Here is an 18189-nt window from a genome sequence, read left to right on the forward strand (position 1 = left end):
CATACACCTTTATTCGAAAAATTGAAACTCTTCATTCGCCAGAAGGATTCTGTCGCCGTTTTTCAGGGGATGTTCCATGTTGGGCTCTATCCGTACCCCGTTGATATAGGTGCCGTTCCGCGTATTCATGTCGGTGATGCAATATCCCTGGGCTCCTTTTGTCAGTTCGGCATGGATCCTGCCAATAGCCGGGTTCCTGATGCAATAGTCCACCTGTTCGGCCATTCTGCCGATCCGAAAAGGCCACTGCTGAATCGTGACGGTTTCTCCATCACCGCCGCTCCTTCTGAGGGAAGGCCCCGCATTGCCTTTCTGCACCAAAAGAACTGTCCGGTCAACAGCGCTTGCCGCTTCCCTGAAAGCATAGGCCTTCTCCGGAGGCGTTTCCCGGACAGCCGGCTGCGGTATGGCCTTGTTGACATAGGACACTTTCGGAACGGTCTGTTCCTGGCTGTTCTGCCCGTTATGCCTGAAAACCGGCTTCTTTTCCGGTTCCGGGATTTTTCTTTCTATGATTTTTTCCACTTTTCTGTCCGGCGCGAAAGCCTTTGAGCAGATCAGCCAGATGACAGCTCCTCCAACCAGGGCCAGTCCCAGCAGCGTTGTCAGGGCATCCGGATTACCGGGCTCAAAGGCACCTTTCACAACCATCACGGCCACCAGGGTGAAGAAGGCAAGTATGGACGCACCCAGGATCAGCCAGGATTTGAGAGGGTATACCAGCTTTTTCTCGGTAACGGTCTTGACGGAGGCATTCTTCTTTTCAGGCATGGTTCCCGGCATTGGCATCTTTGCAGGTTCCGGTTCGGCGGCTGACCTTGCAGGATCCGGGAAAACGGAAGCGGCAGGCCTTGGGACAGGCTGTGAATCAGCAGGAATGGTACTTCCCTCGTTCCCTTCATGTGCATTGGCGTCCAGCCACACTTTCAGCGCTTTCAGATCAAAGTCCGGGTTTTTGAGGACTTCTATGAGCCGCTGGATGTAGTTATCGGAAGGCTCGCTTTTGAACTTCATCTCCCTGATGATGAGGCCGGTGATGAACTGCCTCAGGGACTCATTGATTTCCTGCATCATATCTTTGTGGGGTATGTAGATAAAATATATCCTGTCGTCGGCCGGCGACCCGTAAATCAGGCTGCTGTCCAGCATTAGCCCGCCGTAATCGAGCAAATGGTTCTCCAGCTGATCGAAGGCGCCCGTGATCTGGCGCAGATACCGGAAGAATTCCCGCCTGCCTATCTCCTTGCGTTCCAGTATCTTGTTAAGCGGGATCATGGAGGTGATATCGAAGGATATCCTAGTTTCCTGATCCACCTTCAGGATCTCGCACTTCAGCAGCGAAGGTATCCGGTTGTTCTTCAGCATCTCCAACTGGTACCGGATCAACTGGCTGTCGTCCTGAAAAGCAAAACACATCAGGCTGCGGTTGGATTCGGTTTTGAATTCCTGAATACATCCCTTCAACCTTTCATCCATCGCTTTATCAAACCCCTCTCTGAAAGTTCATTGACTTCCGGTCAGGCCGCTTCCTTTTCCTCCTGACCTTCGGAATCTTCCGGACGGGTATACCCGCCGTAATCATATCGGACACGGACTTCGGCAATCCCGATTCGTTTCAGTTCAGCTGTCGCTTCACCGATGAGCTGATCAAGATTTGGCATGGCCTCCCTGGCGTTTTCCGGCAATATGATGACCACGATCCTTTCCACGCGCTGCGCCTTCGGCGTCTCCGGCCGGTTTTGGAAATCAAACTCCATCAGCCTTTTGCCATGTTTTTTAATCTCGGATTTGATACGGCCTGGCTGGTTTTGATAGGTCTTCATGAAAGGATTCAGCGTAAACACATCGAACATCCTGACGGTGTGCTCGTCATAAATGAAGGCGTCCACCGCGGGATAGGTTTTGGATGTGGCCTTGAAGCGCATGCTGCCCGCTTCGTTTTTCAGTCTCTCCACTTCCATGTCTTCTATGGCCAGGCCCCTGTCCCAGTATTGCTTTTCGTTGTCCATCCGGACCCAGATGCTGTCAGCGGTATCCTCGTTCTGTTCCGATGTCCGCACAGACGGGCCCCTGCCCGATGTCCATCCAATCACCTTGACCCGGTTGCTGAGGGTCAGTTTGGGCGCCAGCCCGAAGGGAACCGGCGGGTTGATGGTATAGGTGATGATGAACTCCAGGGATTCCCCGTCCCCGAAGATCTGCGACTGGCCGAAGCTGATGTCGCGGATACCTAAAACCTTTTTGGCGTCCATCCCGTTGTTTGCCCGCTTTTTCAGTTCCTCCTCCAGCATCAGCCCGGCAGCCAGGCAGACCATTTCCTTCCTGGTGGCATAGGCAGCTTTCTGGGCGAAAACCGTCATGAGCAGTTTTGCCTCCTGGCCGGGATCCTTCAGGATGTTTCTGATGAGGTCAACCGCATCCCTGGTGTTTCCAACGAGCTGTTCTCCCAATTCGGCTGCGCTTCTGACACGGGTTTCCAGGTCCACTGCCGGATTTGGATCATTAATCCCGGAAACCAGGCTCCGAAAAGCATCCACCGCACCGATAACGGTATCCGCCTGATTCCTGAGCGTATCGGCAGCAGCCTTCCCCATCTCGTCAACCCTATCGGCGTAATCCTTCAGCCCGGAAACGTAGTAATAGTAACTGGCGCTTGAAATGCGACTGGCCACGCTCTGCAGGGCCGACTGCATCACATGATAGGCCATGAATATTCTCACTATGTAGGCCAGTGTAAAAAGGCAGATGACAAAGACAGGAAGCACCACGGCCGCTTCAACGGTGGCGCTGCCTTTTTCTCCCCTTCGCATGGGTTGCTTTTCTCTCTGTTCGTTCCATGCCCGTTCAATACCCCTGGGCCCATTCCACAACAATCATCCCCTCCTTGTCTTTTTTGAAGAAGGCTTCGGGAATGACCCACAGGTCAATATCAATCCAGGCTTTCACATATAGGGCGGTATGGTAATTGCTGATGGCCTCGGCAGTATCCGGTGATACGGCGTACAGGTTCAGCTGCATCAGGTCGGCGCATCGCAAGGCCTTTTGCTCCGGAGTTACGGTGAGCAGCATAAGCCTGAGGTAATCGGTATAGTCCATCATGATCAGCCGCCCCAAGACATTGCTGGCCCCGCTGGACTTGCCACCTGATGCGCCCAGGACACCGGAAATCCTGTCCGTGATCATGTCAAAGCCTTTATCGATGGTATCTCTGGCGAAATCCTTTACCTTTTCCTTAAGGTTCTTGTAGGCATCCGACTCGAACAGCACGGTGCGTATCCTGTTTTGAATCTCCTTCTTGCATTCGGCAATGACCTGCACCCCTTCATCCCTGATCCGGTCACAGAATGCGGCAAGCTTGCCGGCCATGTATTCCCGGAGGGATTCCAGAAGGCTTTCTACCGTATCTCCGGTGATATACTTCAGGTCGCTGAAATCAAGGTTGTTGACCAGGCTTTTTGCCCTTTCGCCCACGGTTTCAGTCGCCTGGTACCAGTTATCGGTGATGCCCGAGAAAATGGCGTCGAGCTGCCCGTTGATAAAGGACATGACCGTCTCCTCCAAACTGGCTGCGCCCTTATCGATCAGTTCCTCGGCCTTGTCCTGCACCAGATCCCGGATACCGGCAATGACATTATCGATCAGGTATTCCTTCAGCCTGTCCGGATCAAGGAACCATGACTGGCTGGTCTTGATAAGGGGTACCTGCTCGCCGGCCATGAGCTTTTCCGCATCCAGCCACGATTCCAGGGCGGCCCAGGATACCAGAAGAAAATTCTGTACGACGGGCACGCCAAAGATGGTCCAACCGGCGATGGAAGAGGCCATTTTGAAAGTAAAGGCCAGCTTTTCCGGATCGGTATAGACATGGAGCAGGTTAAAAACAAGCCGGATGACGGTGAGTGTGCGTTTTGCCGCCGCAATATTGCTTTGCTCTGAGGGATGCCCGAAAATGATGTATTCCACTTCCGCCCTCTTAAACCAGGTTTTATCCAGAGGCCTGTTCCAGCCGATATCGTGTTCCAGGGCATTTCCAACCGTGGTGTAGTTCTTGAAGGCCGACACAATGTACTCATTCACATACAGGCTCTTGATCAGGGATTCGCCGGCATCGGCCAGCAGATGGCCGACGGTTTCGAAAAACTTCCTGATTCGTTCCAGTTCATGGTCAAAAAATCCCCTGTCCTTTTCATTGACTTTCTCCAGGCCCTGGACGGGGTCTTCCAGGGGATTAGGCAGCACAAACCGGTCCTGCCGCGTCTGCCAGACGTGTTCCGATATGGCGGCCAGCCTTTCCTCGGAACTCTCCGCTCCGTCCCGGGACGGAATGTATAACAGCTCATACAGGTTTTCTTCTGCATCGCTTTCATTCTCACCGGATTCACCGGGTCCGTTTTCCGCCCCGTCCTTGCCCTCTGCAATGGTCTGTGCTGCCTGGCCGGTCTTCTGTCGGGCATTTTCAAGTCCGGGATTCTCGGGTTCCGGCTCCTGGACCAGTTCCTTCCCCTCAAAGGTATAGGCATGCCAGATGTCAAACCCTTGCTGTTCCTTCTCCGTGGCCGGCGGAACCAGCTGATACTCGGGAATATCATAAACCCCCAGCGATTTCATGCTGGAATAGCTCCGCAGATAGGTAAGGCTTTCCCTCAGTTCATCCAGGCATGCTATCGTTTTGTCATTACCTCTGTACATGATGACAACTTTACTGCCATCACCCTTATCCTCAATCAGCAGCTTGATCTGCCGGATTTCATCATCCAGGTCCATGGACATTTGCAGATAAGCTTCATAGGCCTTGGTCGCAGCTTCCAGCCATTTGGTCACCCATCCTCTGTTTTGTTCAAGCCGCTCCAGGATCTGACCGATATGCCGGGGATCCACGCTGATTAGCTTCTTCTCCAGATCGGCGTTCACCTGCTGCGCCAGAGCGCTGTCCGGACTTTTCTCCATGACGCTTTCAAGCGCCTGCTTTTCATGCTGGACTTCCTGTGTTCGTGAAATCAGGTTCTGTCCCAGTTCGATGGCCTTGGCGCAGTATTTTTCATGCAGTTCCAGGTGTTCCTTGAGCCACCGGAGCAAATCCATCGAGGTATGGGTGTATTGATACATTTTTTCATAGCAATCCAGCAGCTTTTTCAACCGTTCATTCAGTTGCTGGGCCACCATCCTCAGCTGGTTGCTGACCTGCTGATACGCTTGCCATGCGCTGTCCATCGCCGCTTTTTTGGCGTTATATTCAGGTTGCAGCCGGCTGATTTCAGCTTCCAGTTTCTGAATGGCTGTATCGGCTTCGGATGTGTCCTGCTCCTCCCCTTCCTCCTCGGATGAACCCTTGCTGCTTTTGGCTTCCTCCAGCCGTTCCTTCAGGTCATTCATGCGCTCCTCCACCTGGCTGAAAGTTTCCTTTGCGCTCTCATAGGCATCTTTTGCCTCTTCAAATTCAATTTTGACGTTTCTGTATTCGGCCATCTTCTCATTGATGGCATTGATGGTTTCCTGGGTGGGCCTGACTTCCATCTCGCTCCAATTGTTGGCATTAACGGCATCAATAATGGCCTGGGATAGCGGATCAAATCTGTCTGTCTTGTTGATTTGCTTCATTTTCTGATCCAGGAGCAGCGCAAAATAGATCATGTCCGCCCGAAGTCCATTGAGAAGCTTGTCCAGCGCGATGTTGCGTTCGGCTATCTCACCTTCCCGGGCAAGGTTTGTCATGCTTTTCAGCTTTTCCAGGAATTCACTCACGGCCTGGACGGGCGCCCGGTATTTCATGAATTCGGCCACCTGCTGCTCAAGGACATAGGGTTCGGACAGGTTATAGTAAGGGATGACCTCCACGCGCCTGACCTTGAACCGGAAGAGATCGGTCACATTCCCGTCGGCATTTTCAGGGGTAAGGTTGTCCGACAAGAGTTCATATATCTCCTTCTCCAGGGATGCCGCTTCACGGGGGTGCATGGCCAAAAGGCCGAACTGTTCTTTCATCTGCCTGTCATAGGCGGCCAGCATGGATTCGGCACAGAGTTTCAGGGAGGACTGCGCTATTCTGACCGCTTCGTTGTAGCGTACCAAATCCATCAATATGCCGCAGAGCGGGATGAGCGCCGCCAGGATGATGCAGATGAAAACCGTAATGCTTCCCCTTGTCCTTTTCATGTTGCACATTCCGACCTTTCCGGTTACTTTTCCTATTCCAACATCTTCAGAACCTTCTTAAGCGGTGAAGCCAGTTTTTTCAGAAGCTCTCCAATCCCGCTGTCCATGACCTTCTGCACGATATAGTCCGTAACGTGGATCATCTCCTTCTGATCATAGATGGGGTATTCCGCGCTGCCCTTGACCATGAGCCGATCGCCGAGTCCGATAAATCGCAGCGCGGCGGCTCCGGGCATGATATAGCGCGCCGAAAGGCTTACCTCTATCCTGCCTGACGGAAAGCCGTGGTGATAGTTGACGATAGCCTGTGCCCTCGCATCTTCCGCTTTCTTCAGGATCCCCATCGTATCCAGCTGTTTTTTCGCCCATTCCTGTGCCGTCGCTGCCTTTCTGCCGGAGCCGACGGGGAGGATCTGCCAGTAGAGCTGCCGGTTGTCGTAGCTTTCCCGGCTGTACGCGCCGGTGGTCAGCTCTTCTGCCTTCACCGGGTTGTGCTTCCACACCATGGAGAGACCTTCGGCTGTCGTATCGGCCAGCCCCTGGATGGCTGATTTCTGATACAGGGCCATAAAAATCATGATCACCGCGACAACACAGGCCATAGCCAGGGGCAGGATCAGGATATACTCAACCGTTGCGCTTCCCGAGCGCTTTCGATCCGTTTTAAACATCCCTGTCCCTCCGTTCAGAAGGCATTGCCCAGCTCCATCAGGGCAGGCATCATGCAGATCATGATGATGGCAATAAACATGAGCATGAGCGGCAGCATCAGCTTGGAAGAGGCGGCCTCACCCATTTGCCTGGCCACGTTCTTCCGCATATCCCAGCATTCAACGCCCAGCCGCTTCAGTTCGTACAGCATTTGTCCCCCGCCAAGCTTCATGCTTTGGAGGATGATGCCGACAAAATTGGTGATCTCCTTGATCTTGCAGCGTTCTGAAAAATCGGTGTAGGCCTGCTGCTCGGTCAGGCCAGCCCCGATGTCATTCAGGGTGATTTGCAGCTCCCTGTATAAGGGTGTCTCTCCGCCCCGCTCCCGGACGATGCGCTCAATGGCCTGCCTGATGCTGAGCCCGGCATTGACCAGGAGCACAAGGTTGGTGACAAAATCAGGGAAATCCCGCTGGATGTTCATCACTTTTTTCCTGTACTGGTCATCCAGGATCTTGTCCGCAAGGAAGAACAGCCCAATCCCCGAACCCGGTACAATGGCATACCACTCATTCCCTTCCGCACCGCCCAAAAAGCCGATCAGCCCAGCCAGGACCATGCCGAGGAACAGGTAGAAAACCTTTGCTGCCCAGTGAATTTGCATATAAAAGGCGGCATAACGGCTTCCATGCAGCATGACCACCTTTTGGTGCAGCCATTCGAAATAGCGGCCCGCCCCTTTGAGCCCCACCCTGTCCACCAACCAGAGAGCGCCCGCCAGGAACGGCTTGTAGAAATGCTGCTTTTGGTCCAGCGGTTCAAGATACTCCCGGTAACTGCTTTGCTGCCAAAGGTGTATAACGGCATAAAAAGCACCGGCACCAAGGGCCGTCAACAGGCAGAATGTTTGCATCCCTTCACCTTCATACTTCAATGTTCATGATCTTTTTAGCGATGACGTGCCCAGCCAGAAGCAGCAGCAAGGCAACGGTCATGACCACTCTTCCGGCAGCCGTACTGTATAATGGCTCGAGGAATTCGCTGCTGGAAGACTTGATGAGGTAAACCATCACGAAAGGCGTGACGCTGAGTATCTTCTGCTCCAGTTTCTTGCCGGCGATCAGATTCTCTATCTCCTGCCTGACCTCAATTTTTTCGCGGATCATGCCCGAAGTGTTCTTGATCACTTCCACGAGGTTGACGCCCGCCCGCTTGGATATGCTGAAGATATCCGCAAAGCTTTTAACTTCCTCTATCCGGACGCGTTGGGCAAAATCGTTCAAAGCCTGTTCCACAGGAACGTTCATCATCACGCGGGCATTGATCAGTTCCAGTTCCCGGATGATGATGGCGTTCTTGTCGGGATATACCCGCTCAAGGGCCTGCTGGGCATCCAGCAGGGCTGTCTCAAAGGATTTGCCGGCCGACAGGGATACGGATATGAAATAGAGGGCGTCCCTGAACTGAAGCTTGACCAGTTCCTTCCTTCGTTTGGCCAACTCCCTCTTTCTTCCCGGTATCCATGCAAATCCGAGAAGGGAAAGGAGCAGGGCAATGAACCAATGGTCATAGAAAATCATGCCTACCAGGAACAAAAAAACCATGGCAAGAAGCAGGTTGAGGATGAATTCCCCGGGCTTCATCCGGTACCGGTCATACTGGATGATCTCTTGTTCCATGCGCATCCCCCTAAAACGTGATACCTCTGATTTGCGCCTTCCATTGATTCACCAGACTGTTGCCGGTCCGCTTCAGGCGTCCGATTACCCTGCCATCCGGCGCCTCCCCTTCATATTCGAAAGCAAAAAGCGGGTTAAGCTCAATGACACCGTCTTTATATCCCAGAACTTCACTGATCTCCATGGTTCGCCGACTATGATCCCTGAGTCTCGACAGGAAGATCATGATGTCCAGGGCGGATGCAATCTGCTTTCGTATAGCATCCAGCGGGAGCGGCGCCGCCATCAGGACCATGGTTTCCAGCCTTGAAAGCATGTCTCTGGTGGAATTGGCATGCCCCGTGGACATGGACCCGTCATGTCCCGTGTTCATGGCCTGGAGCATGTCCAGCGCTTCTTCGCCCCTGACCTCTCCGACAATGATCCGTTCCGGCCTCATGCGAAGGCTTGTCCTGATAAGGGATTTCATCCTGATCTCCCCTTTGCCCTCAGTATTGGCATTGCGCGTCTCCAGCCGCACCAGGTTTTCAATGGACGAGAGTTGGAGCTCGGCTGAATCCTCTATGGTGACAATGCGCTCATTGGGAGGAATCAGGGATGACAGGGCGTTTAGGAAGGACGTCTTTCCCGAACCCGTACCCCCGCAGATGAAGATGTTGTATTTGGATTTGACCAGCTTGTCGAGGAATTCTGCCGCCTCATGGGTGATGGATTCATATCGGATCAGGTCCTCAATGGTCATGGGCTTTTCGGGAAACTTTCTGATGGTCACGATGGGACCGTTCAAGGCTATCGGCGGCAGGACCACATTCACCCTGGAACCGTCTTCCAGGCGGGCATCCACAATGGGCTCCGCTTCGTTGACGGACCGGTTGACCTTGCCCACAATGACCTGGATGATGTCCTCCAGTCTTTCACGGCTCTCGAACCGGACATCGGTTTTCTGGATGACCCCGTTTTTTTCGATGAAGATCTTGTCGGGACCATTGATCATGATCTCGGTGATTTCCCGATCGTGGATGAACGGTTCAATGACATCCAGCCTGCGCATCTGGTTGAATACCGCATCCACCACAGCCTTGATCTCCAGGGGGTTCAGCGATCGGGAACCGGCTTTTTCAAAGGTGATGGTCTCGATGAGCTCCATGAGTTCCCTGTCCAGATCCGGGCCGCTGTACTCCAGGGCCAGGTTGCGTCTTAAGGCGATCTCCTGCCTGATTTCCCTGATCAGTTCATGCATTTGCCGTTCATTCATGGCAACTCCCTTTATCCTCCTGGTCCAGCAAGGCGGCTATTGCCGAAAAGTCGTTTTCATGCGGAACCCAGTATGCAGCGCCTGGCTCCGCAGGATGCGGTTCCAGTCTGCACTTCGGAATATCCGGGAACTGCCCGCTGAAACCGTCCAACCGGCAGACATCTATCAGGAGCAGCCGAAGTTTTGCTTTCAGCCTGTCCAGATCGACCTCTCCCTTTTCAAGGGCCTGAAGAAATCTTTGCATTTTCACAGATGAGGCTGCCGTGTTCAGGGCAACCGTCCAAACACGGGCCGCCCGTTCCATGAGCCCGGGGATCAGCCCAAACATGCCTGTCTCCGTTGCCAGGACTATCTCTTCAAAATCGCCCTCCCTGTCGGTGGCGGATAACAGGTTGTCCATATCGGACCATTCGACGGTTTCCGGCGTTACCAGCCCGCATGGCGCGGCAAGGAAATGAACACCGCTTGCCAAATCCCTGGTCAGACAGGACTCAAGCCGCATGAACAGGTTATCCCTGTTGGATTTGAGGTAATATAGCATTTCATTGAGCCCCCTGGTGCCGGTGCCGTTGAAATAAAGCTGGGTTGTTTGTGCCTGTTCCAGAGAGATGTAAAGGGTTTTCCTGCCTCTGGAACCGAAAAGCCGGGCGACCGCCGGGGCGACCGGGTTTAAGGCATCGGCTCCGTCCAGGTAGACGACCAGTGTGATGTTCTGCCTGTGCTTTTCCCTGGCATGCATTCCCGGCATGCGATCCGCACAAAGGGTGAGGATATCCTTCGCCAGTTCCTCGGCCGGCCGGTACTTGTCAACACGCGGCACATCAAGGCTTATCGGCTCATGGGAACCGTCGTCCAGAATCAGGATACCCGTCTGAGGAAGACAGGACAGGACCTGGCGTGCCAGATCAAGGGAGATGACTGCCATATCCGCCTGCCCGCCGCTTTCAGCCCACGCCTGAAAGCTTTCGGGATGGGTCAGTATCTCGATGGAAAACTGGTAGGGCATATGTTTGTGCAGCCATGCGGCAAGCTTTTCTATGTACAGCCTGTCTGTGTCTGCCAGGACAAGATGTACGGACATACCCGGTCTCTCCTATATTCTTTTTGTAATTCTAAATTTTGGTATTCAGATATTATTTTACTATATGATAAAAGTTATGTCTATACTGAATTATCATGAATTTACATAATATTTAATTTTATTCTTTGCCCTGACAGAATCCGGACAGGTGGAGGAAGAATTTGTCGGGAGCCGGAACGAATTGAAAAAGCATGCAAAAAAGGCGGCTTTTCAGCCGCCTTTCGGTTCGCATGCCTGTTAATCCAGAAAATCCTTCAGTTTCTTGCTCCTGCTGGGATGGCGCAGTTTTCTTAAGGCCTTAGCCTCTATCTGGCGTATCCTCTCACGGGTAACATTGAACTCGCGACCCACTTCCTCAAGGGTGCGCGCCCGGCCGTCATCCAGTCCGAATCTTAAGCGCAGTACCTTTTCCTCCCTGGGTGTCAGGGTATCCAGAACATCGATGAGCTGTTCCTTCAGCAGGGTAAACGCAGCCGATTCGGCAGGCGCCGGCGCATCATCGTCCGGAATAAAGTCTCCCAGGTGGCTGTCCTCTTCCTCGCCGATGGGTGTTTCCAGGGAAACGGGCTCCTGTGAGATCTTCATGATCTCGCGCACCTTGTCCTCGGACATGCCCATTTCCTTGGCAATCTCCTCAGGGGTAGGATCGCGGCCCAGCTCCTGCAGGAGCTGCCTGGATACCCGTATCAGCTTGTTGATGGTTTCCACCATATGCACAGGAATGCGTATGGTTCTGGCCTGATCGGCGATGGCCCTGGTGATGGCCTGTCTGATCCACCAGGTGGCATAGGTGCTGAACTTGAAGCCTTTCCTGTAGTCAAACTTCTCGACAGCCTTGATCAGGCCCAGGTTGCCCTCCTGGATTAGGTCGAGGAACAGCATGCCGCGCCCTACATACCGCTTGGCGATGCTCACCACCAGCCTCAGGTTGGCCTCCGCAAGGCGCTTCTTGGCTTCCTCGTCCCCCTGTTCCATGCGTTTGGCCAGTTCTATCTCTTCATCACCCTGCAGCAGGGGAACCTTGCCTATCTCTTTCAGGTACATCCGTACCGGGTCATCAATGCTGATGCCCTCCGGAACTGACAGATCATCCAAATCGGCATCTTCGAGACCGTCTGTGAACTGAAAATCCTCAAACTCCTCTTCTATGTTATCCGCAACGATCTCAATGCCCAATTTCTCCAGGGTCTCATAGACCTTTTCAATCTGTTCCGGAGATATGTCCACCTTCTCGAAAGCATCCTCGATCTCGCGGTAGGTGAGCATGCCCTTTTCCCGGCCCTCATCGGTCAATTCCTTCAGGATGGCCTTCAGATCCTTTATCCCTTCCTTGGTCATGTCCTCAGGTTTTGTTTTGCCTCCCCCGGATTGTGTGGCCTTGCTTTCGTTGGACGTTTGCTCCTTTTTGCCGGAAGCCTGCTTTTGGTTAACGGCCAGCTCGGCTTCCTTTTCCGCTTCATTCTTTATTTTTGACGTATTCTTTTTCTTACTGTCAGCCATTCAGGTAACACACCCCTCGTCAGTTAAATGGTATCTAGAGCTTCTTCTTCAGTTCGGCTATTTTTTCAGCGCGTATGCTGAACTCCAGCCCCAATTGCTGTCTGATTTCGCCGTCCTGTTCGTTTTTGATCCTCTCTATGGTTTGCTTCTGCAGATCTTCCAGCTTCAAGATCTCAAGCTTGTACAGGATCTGCCGGATTGCTTTTTCCGGTTCTTTAACCTCGCCCTTTGTTTCGGACAGCCGCACGAGATAGCCGGCGCTGCCCGGATCCAAATCGTTCAGGAGTTCAGCCAGAACACAGCTTTTGTTTTCTTCCAGTTTCCTGTACAATTTCCTGGCAATCTCCCCGGCCTGCCTGTCCCTGAATGATTCCAGATCATAGTTCTGGGAAATCAAATTAAAAAACCGGTTTTCATGGCACAGCAGCACAAGAAGCATGTGCTCCAGTTCGGAGTAGCGTGCGTCGAAACCTTCCCTGTTCTGTATTGCCGGCAACTTGTCCCTTCCATCCCTGACGGACCTGGAATAATCTCCTGATCTGCTCTTACGGCTTGCTCTCCTGTTTATCTCTTCCAGCAGGGATTCATATGAGATTCCATATTCCTGCGCATAATTTTTCGCGTAGAGTTCACGCTCAATAGGGTTATCATGCTCTGCCAGCGTATCTGCAATGCCGTTAAGCAGTTTTAGTTTATCTTCTAGGGTATCCAAATTATGCATATTTCTCTGTACCCTGATTTTATAGTCCAGCAGGGATATTGCCCTGTCTATAAGGTTTTTAAACTTATCGGGGCCATGAATTCTGATATACTCGTCCGGATCCTTCCCTTCGGGCAGGATCAGCACCTTGACATTGCAGCCTGTCTCTTCCAGGATATCCAGTCCGCGCATGGTGGCTGCCTGTCCGGCTGAATCCGAGTCGTAGGCGATGATGACCTCTTCAGAGTATTTTTTCAGAATCCAGGCCTGCATGCGGGTCAGCGCTGTGCCCAGGGATGCCACCGCAAAGTCTATGCCCGCCTGGTGCAGTGAGATCACATCCATGTAGCCCTCTACGATGAGCAGCCTTTTGGACGGACTCATTCTTGCATAATTGAGACCGTAGAGCTCGCGGCTTTTATTATACACGGGCGTATCGGGCGAGTTCATGTACTTGGGCATCGACCCGTCCAGGACACGTCCGCCGAAGCCGACAATATTCCCACGGATATCGAAGATGGGAAACATGATCCTGTCCCTGAAACGGTCAACCAGTTCCCCGCTTTTTGCCCGGATGGAGAGCCCGGACTTGATCAGCAAATCCGCCGGAAAATGTTGCTTCAGCAATTCCCTGGTCAGCCCATCCCATTCTGCGGGAGCATATCCGAGGCCGAACTGCTTGATGGTCTTGGCCAGCAGACCTCTTTTTTTGAGGTAATTCTGGGCTTTCAGACCATCCTTCCCGGCCAGGGACCTGAAATAGAACCTGGCAGCCTGCCGGTTAATCTCAAGGATTACCTTGCGCTGCTCAGCCTTCTCCCGTTCTTGCGGATCCTCAGTTTCGGGCAGGGCAATCCCGGCTCTGTCGGCCAGAAACTTCAAGGCCTCAACGAACTCCAGGTTTTCAATGTTCATAATGAAATGGATGACGCTGCCACCCTTATTGCATCCGAAGCAGTAAAAGAACTGCTTGTTGGGCTCCACGCTGAAGGACGGTGTTTTCTCGTTGTGGAACGGACACAGTCCCCAGTAGCTTCTGCCCTTTTTTTCAAGCTTCACATAACCGGAAACCACTTCCACAATATCATTGCGAAGCCTGACTTCCTCGATAATCTGCTCAGGATATAACATACGAAAACCTCATAGCAATATTATTCGACATATTGCCCAAATTTCCTTCTCTGAGGTGAAAAAATAAACAGCATGGCAGTTCTTCCCTATTCAAGCCATGAAACGGGAACAAAGATTTCATTGAATTTTCTGACCGCATAGCGATCGGTCATGCCCGCCACATAATCGGTCACGCATTGTTCCAGGCCTACGTCATGGATGCTGTTACGAAAATCGTCAGGCAGATAATCCGGATGTTCCATCAGCCAGATAAAAAGTTCCCGAAGCATGCGTTCCGCCTTGGTTTCCTCTTTTTTGGCCGCTGAACCGATATAGACTTTTTGGAACATGAAATCGCGGAGCAGGTTGGTGGCCTCCTGGAATTCCCTGCTCATCCGGATGCCCTGACCGTCCCCGCTGTTTTCTATGATGTTGACAATCATGTTATTGATACGCTGCGATGAACTCCTCCCCAATATGGCCGCGGCTTCCTTCGGGATATCTTCCTCCCTCAGGATGCCACCGCGGATGGCATCTTCAATATCATGGTTGATATAGGCTATCTTATCCGCATAACGGATGATCTGCCCCTCCAGTGTGGCGGGCAGCCTGTCTCCCGTGTGGCATTGTATACCGTCCAGGACTTCCCATGTCAGGTTCAGGCCTTTTCTGTCCTTTTCCAGGAAGGACACCACCCGGACGCTTTGCTCATTATGCTTGAACCCTTTTGAGACCATCCTGTCCAGAACGCGTTCGCCTGCATGGCCAAAGGGCGTATGGCCCAAATCGTGGCCGAGGGCAATGGCTTCGGTCAAATCCTCGTTGAGCCTTAAGCCCCTGGCAATGGTGCGCGCTATCTGGGACACCTCCAGCGTATGGGTCAGCCGTGTCCTGTAATGATCGCCCTCAGGGGATATGAAGACCTGGGTTTTATGCTTGAGCCGCCTGAAAGCCTTGGAATAAATAATGCGATCCCGATCCCGCTGGAAATCGGTTCTGACATCGCATTTTTCTTCAGGTCTCTCCCTTCCCCGGCTGTTCCTGCTGAGCGTGGCATACGGGCTTAAGTTTTTTTCCTCCAGTTCCTCAAGATAGGTGCGCACTGACATGAGAATCCTCCCTCAACACCTCCACGGTGATATATCCGGATGTACACATACTATATATACCCAACCGGACAGGAATTCCATGTCTTTTCTGCCAACTGTTCTTGAGCCGCTCCTCGTTACAAACCGATTCAGGACGTTTTCAGACCCGCCCGCAGGGACGGGCGATAAAAAAAAGGCGGTTCTGCCGCCTGAATTTATACATCAAAGTATCATTTACATATCCTTAAGGCAGTCGTGGCAGACGATTTTACCCTTGAAGTTGATGACATTTTCCTTTGCCTGATCGCAGAAAACACATCTCGGAACATATTTGTCCAGCACAACGTTTCCGTCATCATCCACATACATCTCTATATCGTCGCCCTCGTTAATGTTAAGTTCCTTGCGAAGTGACTTCGGAAGAACGATTCTGCCCAGCGAATCCAGTTTTCTAACATATCCAGTAGCCCTCATTCTAAAATCCTCCCAAACATTACTGAAAATCATCAATATCCAATTGAATTATATCATAAATTGTCATAAAGTGAATAGAAAAATTTAAAAAAACCCAGAGAATTTTCTAAAAATTTGGTAATTACCCCATTTTAAAGGATATTCCATAAAAGGATGGTCCTATCAGGGTTCCGTGCATTGACAGCCATCCATTTTTAACCTAGGATGATATCTATACAGATCTTATGCTGTAATCTGTTTACGCTTTAATCTTTCATAGCCGCTGCGGCTTCAGCCGTGAACAATGCCGACAAGCTTACCATTACAGCAGGCCCATTCAGGAGTAAAACCGGGCAAGTCCTGGTAGTGCTCCACAATCAGGATCCCATGACCGGTCCGGGTGTCTCCTATCAGGTTCTGGAAATCACAGGCGATGAAATTGTGGCTGAATTCTTCAATATCCCCTATGGGGAATACGCGGCCGTGGTGATCCATGATGAGAACCGGAACCAGAATCTGGACTTTGCCGGAAACCGTCCTTCGGAGGGAATCGGCACATCCGGCCGGAACAAACCTTTTGAAGGGCCCCCTGTTTTTGACGCGTGCAAGTTCCGGTATGGACCCGAACAGAACACGGTTTACATTCCCCTGTGCTATAGCGATATTCCGGCAATGTACTGATGCAGGCATTGCCGTGTGCCTTTTGGGCGTTTCCAACCGGGGAGCATCCGACCTCATAACCGGCAACAACCGGCCGCCTGGAAACCTCCCCGGTAAGCTTTTGCACTGCGGCGACAGCATCATGTCCTGCAAACCTCGACTGAAATATCACGCTTTTTAAAATTGGGTATGTCAATAGTTTGTGAAAATGTCACCCCTAAAAGGAGTTAATTATTCCGAGAAAATGTCACCTTCCAGGGTTTTAAAAAGTATAGTTATGTCGCTAGGTATGTCAAGGGTAAATAAACGAGCAAGCTCGCCCTTGACACACCTTCGCTCCATAACAAAATAGTTAGTAGACCCTGTAAGGTTAAGCATCTTTCTTTAGAAATATTTCTTCAAGCATTTGTAGGATCTCACTGTTGCTTTCTGCAAAACTTAATTTAGGCCATAATTCATGACCGTATTTGTAGTAATGATGCGCAGGTGGACGATAAGTACTTTTTTCTTTAGCAGGGGTAGGAGTTTTTGTTTTCTTAGGTTTAATAAAAGGAACAACTTCATAAACTGCCTTTTTGTATTTAACTCTTACCCCAAAAACAGGACTAATTAAGACCTCCACTAGTGATTTTGGTGGTATGTAAGCCGTATGTCCATTTGAAACAGGCTGAAAATGCCTGCCTTTAAAGGAAAACACACCGCCGTTATCGATAGTTCTAATTTGTTTAAAACATAAGATATTATCAATAAACAAATCTTCCCTAAGGGGAGTATATGCAACTTTTGAGTTGGCAGGTTCTACGGCAAAATTCTCATTAAATTTAGGGATATAGCTTAATAAAAACTGATTGGCCTCATGAATATTAGTAATGCCAGCTATCTTAAATTCTACAGGTAATCTACTTTGCAAAGTATCCCATAGTCTTTCTACCCGTCCTTTAGCTTGAGGCGATTGGGCGGGAATGAGTGTGATGCCTAATTCATTCATAGCACGTCCAAACTGGGTATCATTAATAACTTTGCCGGCTAATTGTTCTTCAAGAGAAATTTTATCTGCCTTTGGGGAGCGAAAAATGGTGTGTTTATCAGAATAAATACTTGTTGGTATACCGTAATTTAAAAGAATTTGCCTTGTAACTTCAAAATAACCTTGTAGACACTCATTTTTAGTAAGATAAAGGCCTACGATTTTACCGGTAGCATCATCAATTGCACCATGTAGAGCGTAAATTTGCTTATCACCGAACCAATTAAAAGGGGTTGCATCTATTTGAATAAGTAAACCCTCTTGAGCTTTACGTTTACGCCTATGGTGTGCTTTAATCTTACGTCGTTTTTTAGGACTGTTAAAGCCGGCATTAGTTAAAATATTGTAGAGAGGTTTATAGCTAATTTTAATGCCCTCATGTTCTTTTAAAAGCTCCTGAAAATGAAGGAAATTAGAATCCTTGTATGTTTCAGATTTTCTTAGTGCAATAATTTCCTCAACTAAATCATCCGAAAAAGCATGCACAGGTTTACGACCAGTATTTTTGTGAATTAAGAACGCCGGCCCTTTTTCCCTCACTCCCTTTTTAAGCCTTTTTACTTGGCGTTCACTAAGGCCTAAACTTTCTGCAGCATCTCGGGTAGTTAAATTACCTTCAATGAGTTGAGAAATTACTGTATACCTATTTAGTTGTTTTTGAGACATAAGATAATACACCTCGTTCTTCATAGTGACATTTTATCGGAATAATTACGAGGTGACATTATCATAGAATAGGTCAATTGAAAAAGTAAATTCCGGTTTGCAAAAGTAAATTCCACAGTTTTTGCAAAGCAAGAGAAATCTATATTTTTCGTGTTTTTTGATGAGT

At 50.7% G+C, this 18189-nt stretch carries 14 protein-coding genes; 1 reads left to right on the forward strand and 13 read right to left on the reverse strand.

Annotated features, from left to right (window positions below):
* Window positions 1-9 precede the first annotated feature (9 nt).
* The 12 genes from F3H12_RS07650 to F3H12_RS07705 form a co-directional block, all read right to left on the reverse strand.
* Window positions 10-1476 carry a DUF6382 domain-containing protein gene (locus tag F3H12_RS07650; protein WP_149678753.1) on the reverse strand — a complete coding sequence of 489 codons (1467 nt, stop codon included), beginning with the start codon at window positions 1474-1476 and terminating at the stop codon, window positions 10-12.
* 41 nt (window positions 1477-1517) lie between these two features.
* Window positions 1518-2873, reverse strand: a complete 1356-nt coding sequence (locus tag F3H12_RS07655; RefSeq protein WP_149678754.1) for a TadE family protein — start codon at window positions 2871-2873, stop codon at window positions 1518-1520.
* The gene (locus F3H12_RS07660; protein ID WP_149678755.1) at window positions 2845-6153 is read right to left on the reverse strand and encodes a DUF5702 domain-containing protein; all 3309 of its coding nucleotides are present in this window, start codon (window positions 6151-6153) and stop codon (window positions 2845-2847) included. The genes F3H12_RS07655 and F3H12_RS07660 overlap by 29 nt, the downstream gene beginning before the upstream one ends.
* A gap of 32 nt (window positions 6154-6185) precedes the next feature.
* Window positions 6186-6824, reverse strand: coding sequence for a TadE/TadG family type IV pilus assembly protein (locus F3H12_RS07665; RefSeq protein ID WP_149678756.1), 639 nt, complete (start codon window positions 6822-6824; stop codon window positions 6186-6188).
* 14 nt (window positions 6825-6838) lie between these two features.
* On the reverse strand, window positions 6839-7717 hold the full coding sequence (locus tag F3H12_RS07670; protein WP_149678757.1) for a type II secretion system F family protein: 879 nt from the start codon (window positions 7715-7717) through the stop codon (window positions 6839-6841).
* A gap of 10 nt (window positions 7718-7727) precedes the next feature.
* Window positions 7728-8483 carry a type II secretion system F family protein gene (locus F3H12_RS07675; RefSeq protein WP_188118430.1) on the reverse strand — a complete coding sequence of 252 codons (756 nt, stop codon included), beginning with the start codon at window positions 8481-8483 and terminating at the stop codon, window positions 7728-7730.
* A 10-nt stretch (window positions 8484-8493) separates the two neighbouring features.
* On the reverse strand, window positions 8494-9738 hold the full coding sequence (locus tag F3H12_RS07680; protein ID WP_149678759.1) for a TadA family conjugal transfer-associated ATPase: 1245 nt from the start codon (window positions 9736-9738) through the stop codon (window positions 8494-8496).
* Window positions 9731-10819, reverse strand: a complete 1089-nt coding sequence (locus F3H12_RS07685; protein WP_149678760.1) for a P-loop NTPase family protein — start codon at window positions 10817-10819, stop codon at window positions 9731-9733. Before F3H12_RS07685 ends, F3H12_RS07680 begins: the two co-directional genes overlap by 8 nt.
* Before the next feature lie 237 nt (window positions 10820-11056).
* Entirely contained in the window at window positions 11057-12157 is a 1101-nt protein-coding gene (gene rpoD / locus F3H12_RS07690) for an RNA polymerase sigma factor RpoD (protein WP_149678766.1), read from the reverse strand.
* 196 nt (window positions 12158-12353) lie between these two features.
* The gene (gene dnaG, locus F3H12_RS07695) at window positions 12354-14150 is read right to left on the reverse strand and encodes a DNA primase (protein ID WP_149678761.1); all 1797 of its coding nucleotides are present in this window, start codon (window positions 14148-14150) and stop codon (window positions 12354-12356) included.
* A gap of 86 nt (window positions 14151-14236) precedes the next feature.
* Window positions 14237-15238 (reverse strand): deoxyguanosinetriphosphate triphosphohydrolase, encoded by a 1002-nt coding sequence (locus F3H12_RS07700; protein ID WP_149678762.1) that lies wholly within the window; start codon window positions 15236-15238, stop codon window positions 14237-14239.
* A gap of 213 nt (window positions 15239-15451) precedes the next feature.
* Window positions 15452-15691 carry an AbrB/MazE/SpoVT family DNA-binding domain-containing protein gene (locus F3H12_RS07705; RefSeq protein ID WP_149678763.1) on the reverse strand — a complete coding sequence of 80 codons (240 nt, stop codon included), beginning with the start codon at window positions 15689-15691 and terminating at the stop codon, window positions 15452-15454.
* A gap of 276 nt (window positions 15692-15967) precedes the next feature.
* On the opposite strand from F3H12_RS07705, the gene F3H12_RS07710 reads away from it, so the two are divergent.
* Window positions 15968-16351: a DUF2141 domain-containing protein gene (locus F3H12_RS07710; protein WP_188118431.1), complete on the forward strand. Its 384-nt coding sequence runs from the start codon at window positions 15968-15970 to the stop codon at window positions 16349-16351.
* A gap of 349 nt (window positions 16352-16700) precedes the next feature.
* Here the strand turns inward: F3H12_RS07710 and F3H12_RS07715 are convergent, their stop codons facing one another.
* On the reverse strand, window positions 16701-18023 hold the full coding sequence (locus F3H12_RS07715) for an ISNCY family transposase (protein ID WP_149678765.1): 1323 nt from the start codon (window positions 18021-18023) through the stop codon (window positions 16701-16703).
* Between the last annotated feature and the right edge of the window lie 166 nt (window positions 18024-18189).

Source organism: Thermoclostridium caenicola (assembly GCF_900142095.1).
In the GTDB taxonomy this organism is placed as follows: Bacteria; Bacillota; Clostridia; order DSM-8532; family DSM-8532; genus Thermoclostridium_A; species Thermoclostridium_A caenicola.

Coding starts and splice junctions, on each gene's coding strand:
- F3H12_RS07650 (WP_149678753.1), bottom strand. CDS start 1,476: ATGGATGAAAGGTTGAAGGGATGTATTCAGGAATTCAAAACCGAATCC.
- F3H12_RS07660 (WP_149678755.1), bottom strand. CDS start 6,153: ATGAAAAGGACAAGGGGAAGCATTACGGTTTTCATCTGCATCATCCTG.
- F3H12_RS07665 (WP_149678756.1), bottom strand. CDS start 6,824: ATGTTTAAAACGGATCGAAAGCGCTCGGGAAGCGCAACGGTTGAGTAT.
- F3H12_RS07670 (WP_149678757.1), bottom strand. CDS start 7,717: ATGCAAACATTCTGCCTGTTGACGGCCCTTGGTGCCGGTGCTTTTTAT.
- F3H12_RS07675 (WP_188118430.1), bottom strand. CDS start 8,483: ATGGAACAAGAGATCATCCAGTATGACCGGTACCGGATGAAGCCCGGG.
- F3H12_RS07680 (WP_149678759.1), bottom strand. CDS start 9,738: ATGAATGAACGGCAAATGCATGAACTGATCAGGGAAATCAGGCAGGAG.
- F3H12_RS07685 (WP_149678760.1), bottom strand. CDS start 10,819: ATGTCCGTACATCTTGTCCTGGCAGACACAGACAGGCTGTACATAGAA.
- rpoD (WP_149678766.1), bottom strand. CDS start 12,157: ATGACCAAGGAAGGGATAAAGGATCTGAAGGCCATCCTGAAGGAATTG.
- dnaG (WP_149678761.1), bottom strand. CDS start 14,150: ATGTTATATCCTGAGCAGATTATCGAGGAAGTCAGGCTTCGCAATGAT.
- F3H12_RS07700 (WP_149678762.1), bottom strand. CDS start 15,238: ATGTCAGTGCGCACCTATCTTGAGGAACTGGAGGAAAAAAACTTAAGC.
- F3H12_RS07705 (WP_149678763.1), bottom strand. CDS start 15,691: ATGAGGGCTACTGGATATGTTAGAAAACTGGATTCGCTGGGCAGAATC.
- F3H12_RS07715 (WP_149678765.1), bottom strand. CDS start 18,023: ATGTCTCAAAAACAACTAAATAGGTATACAGTAATTTCTCAACTCATT.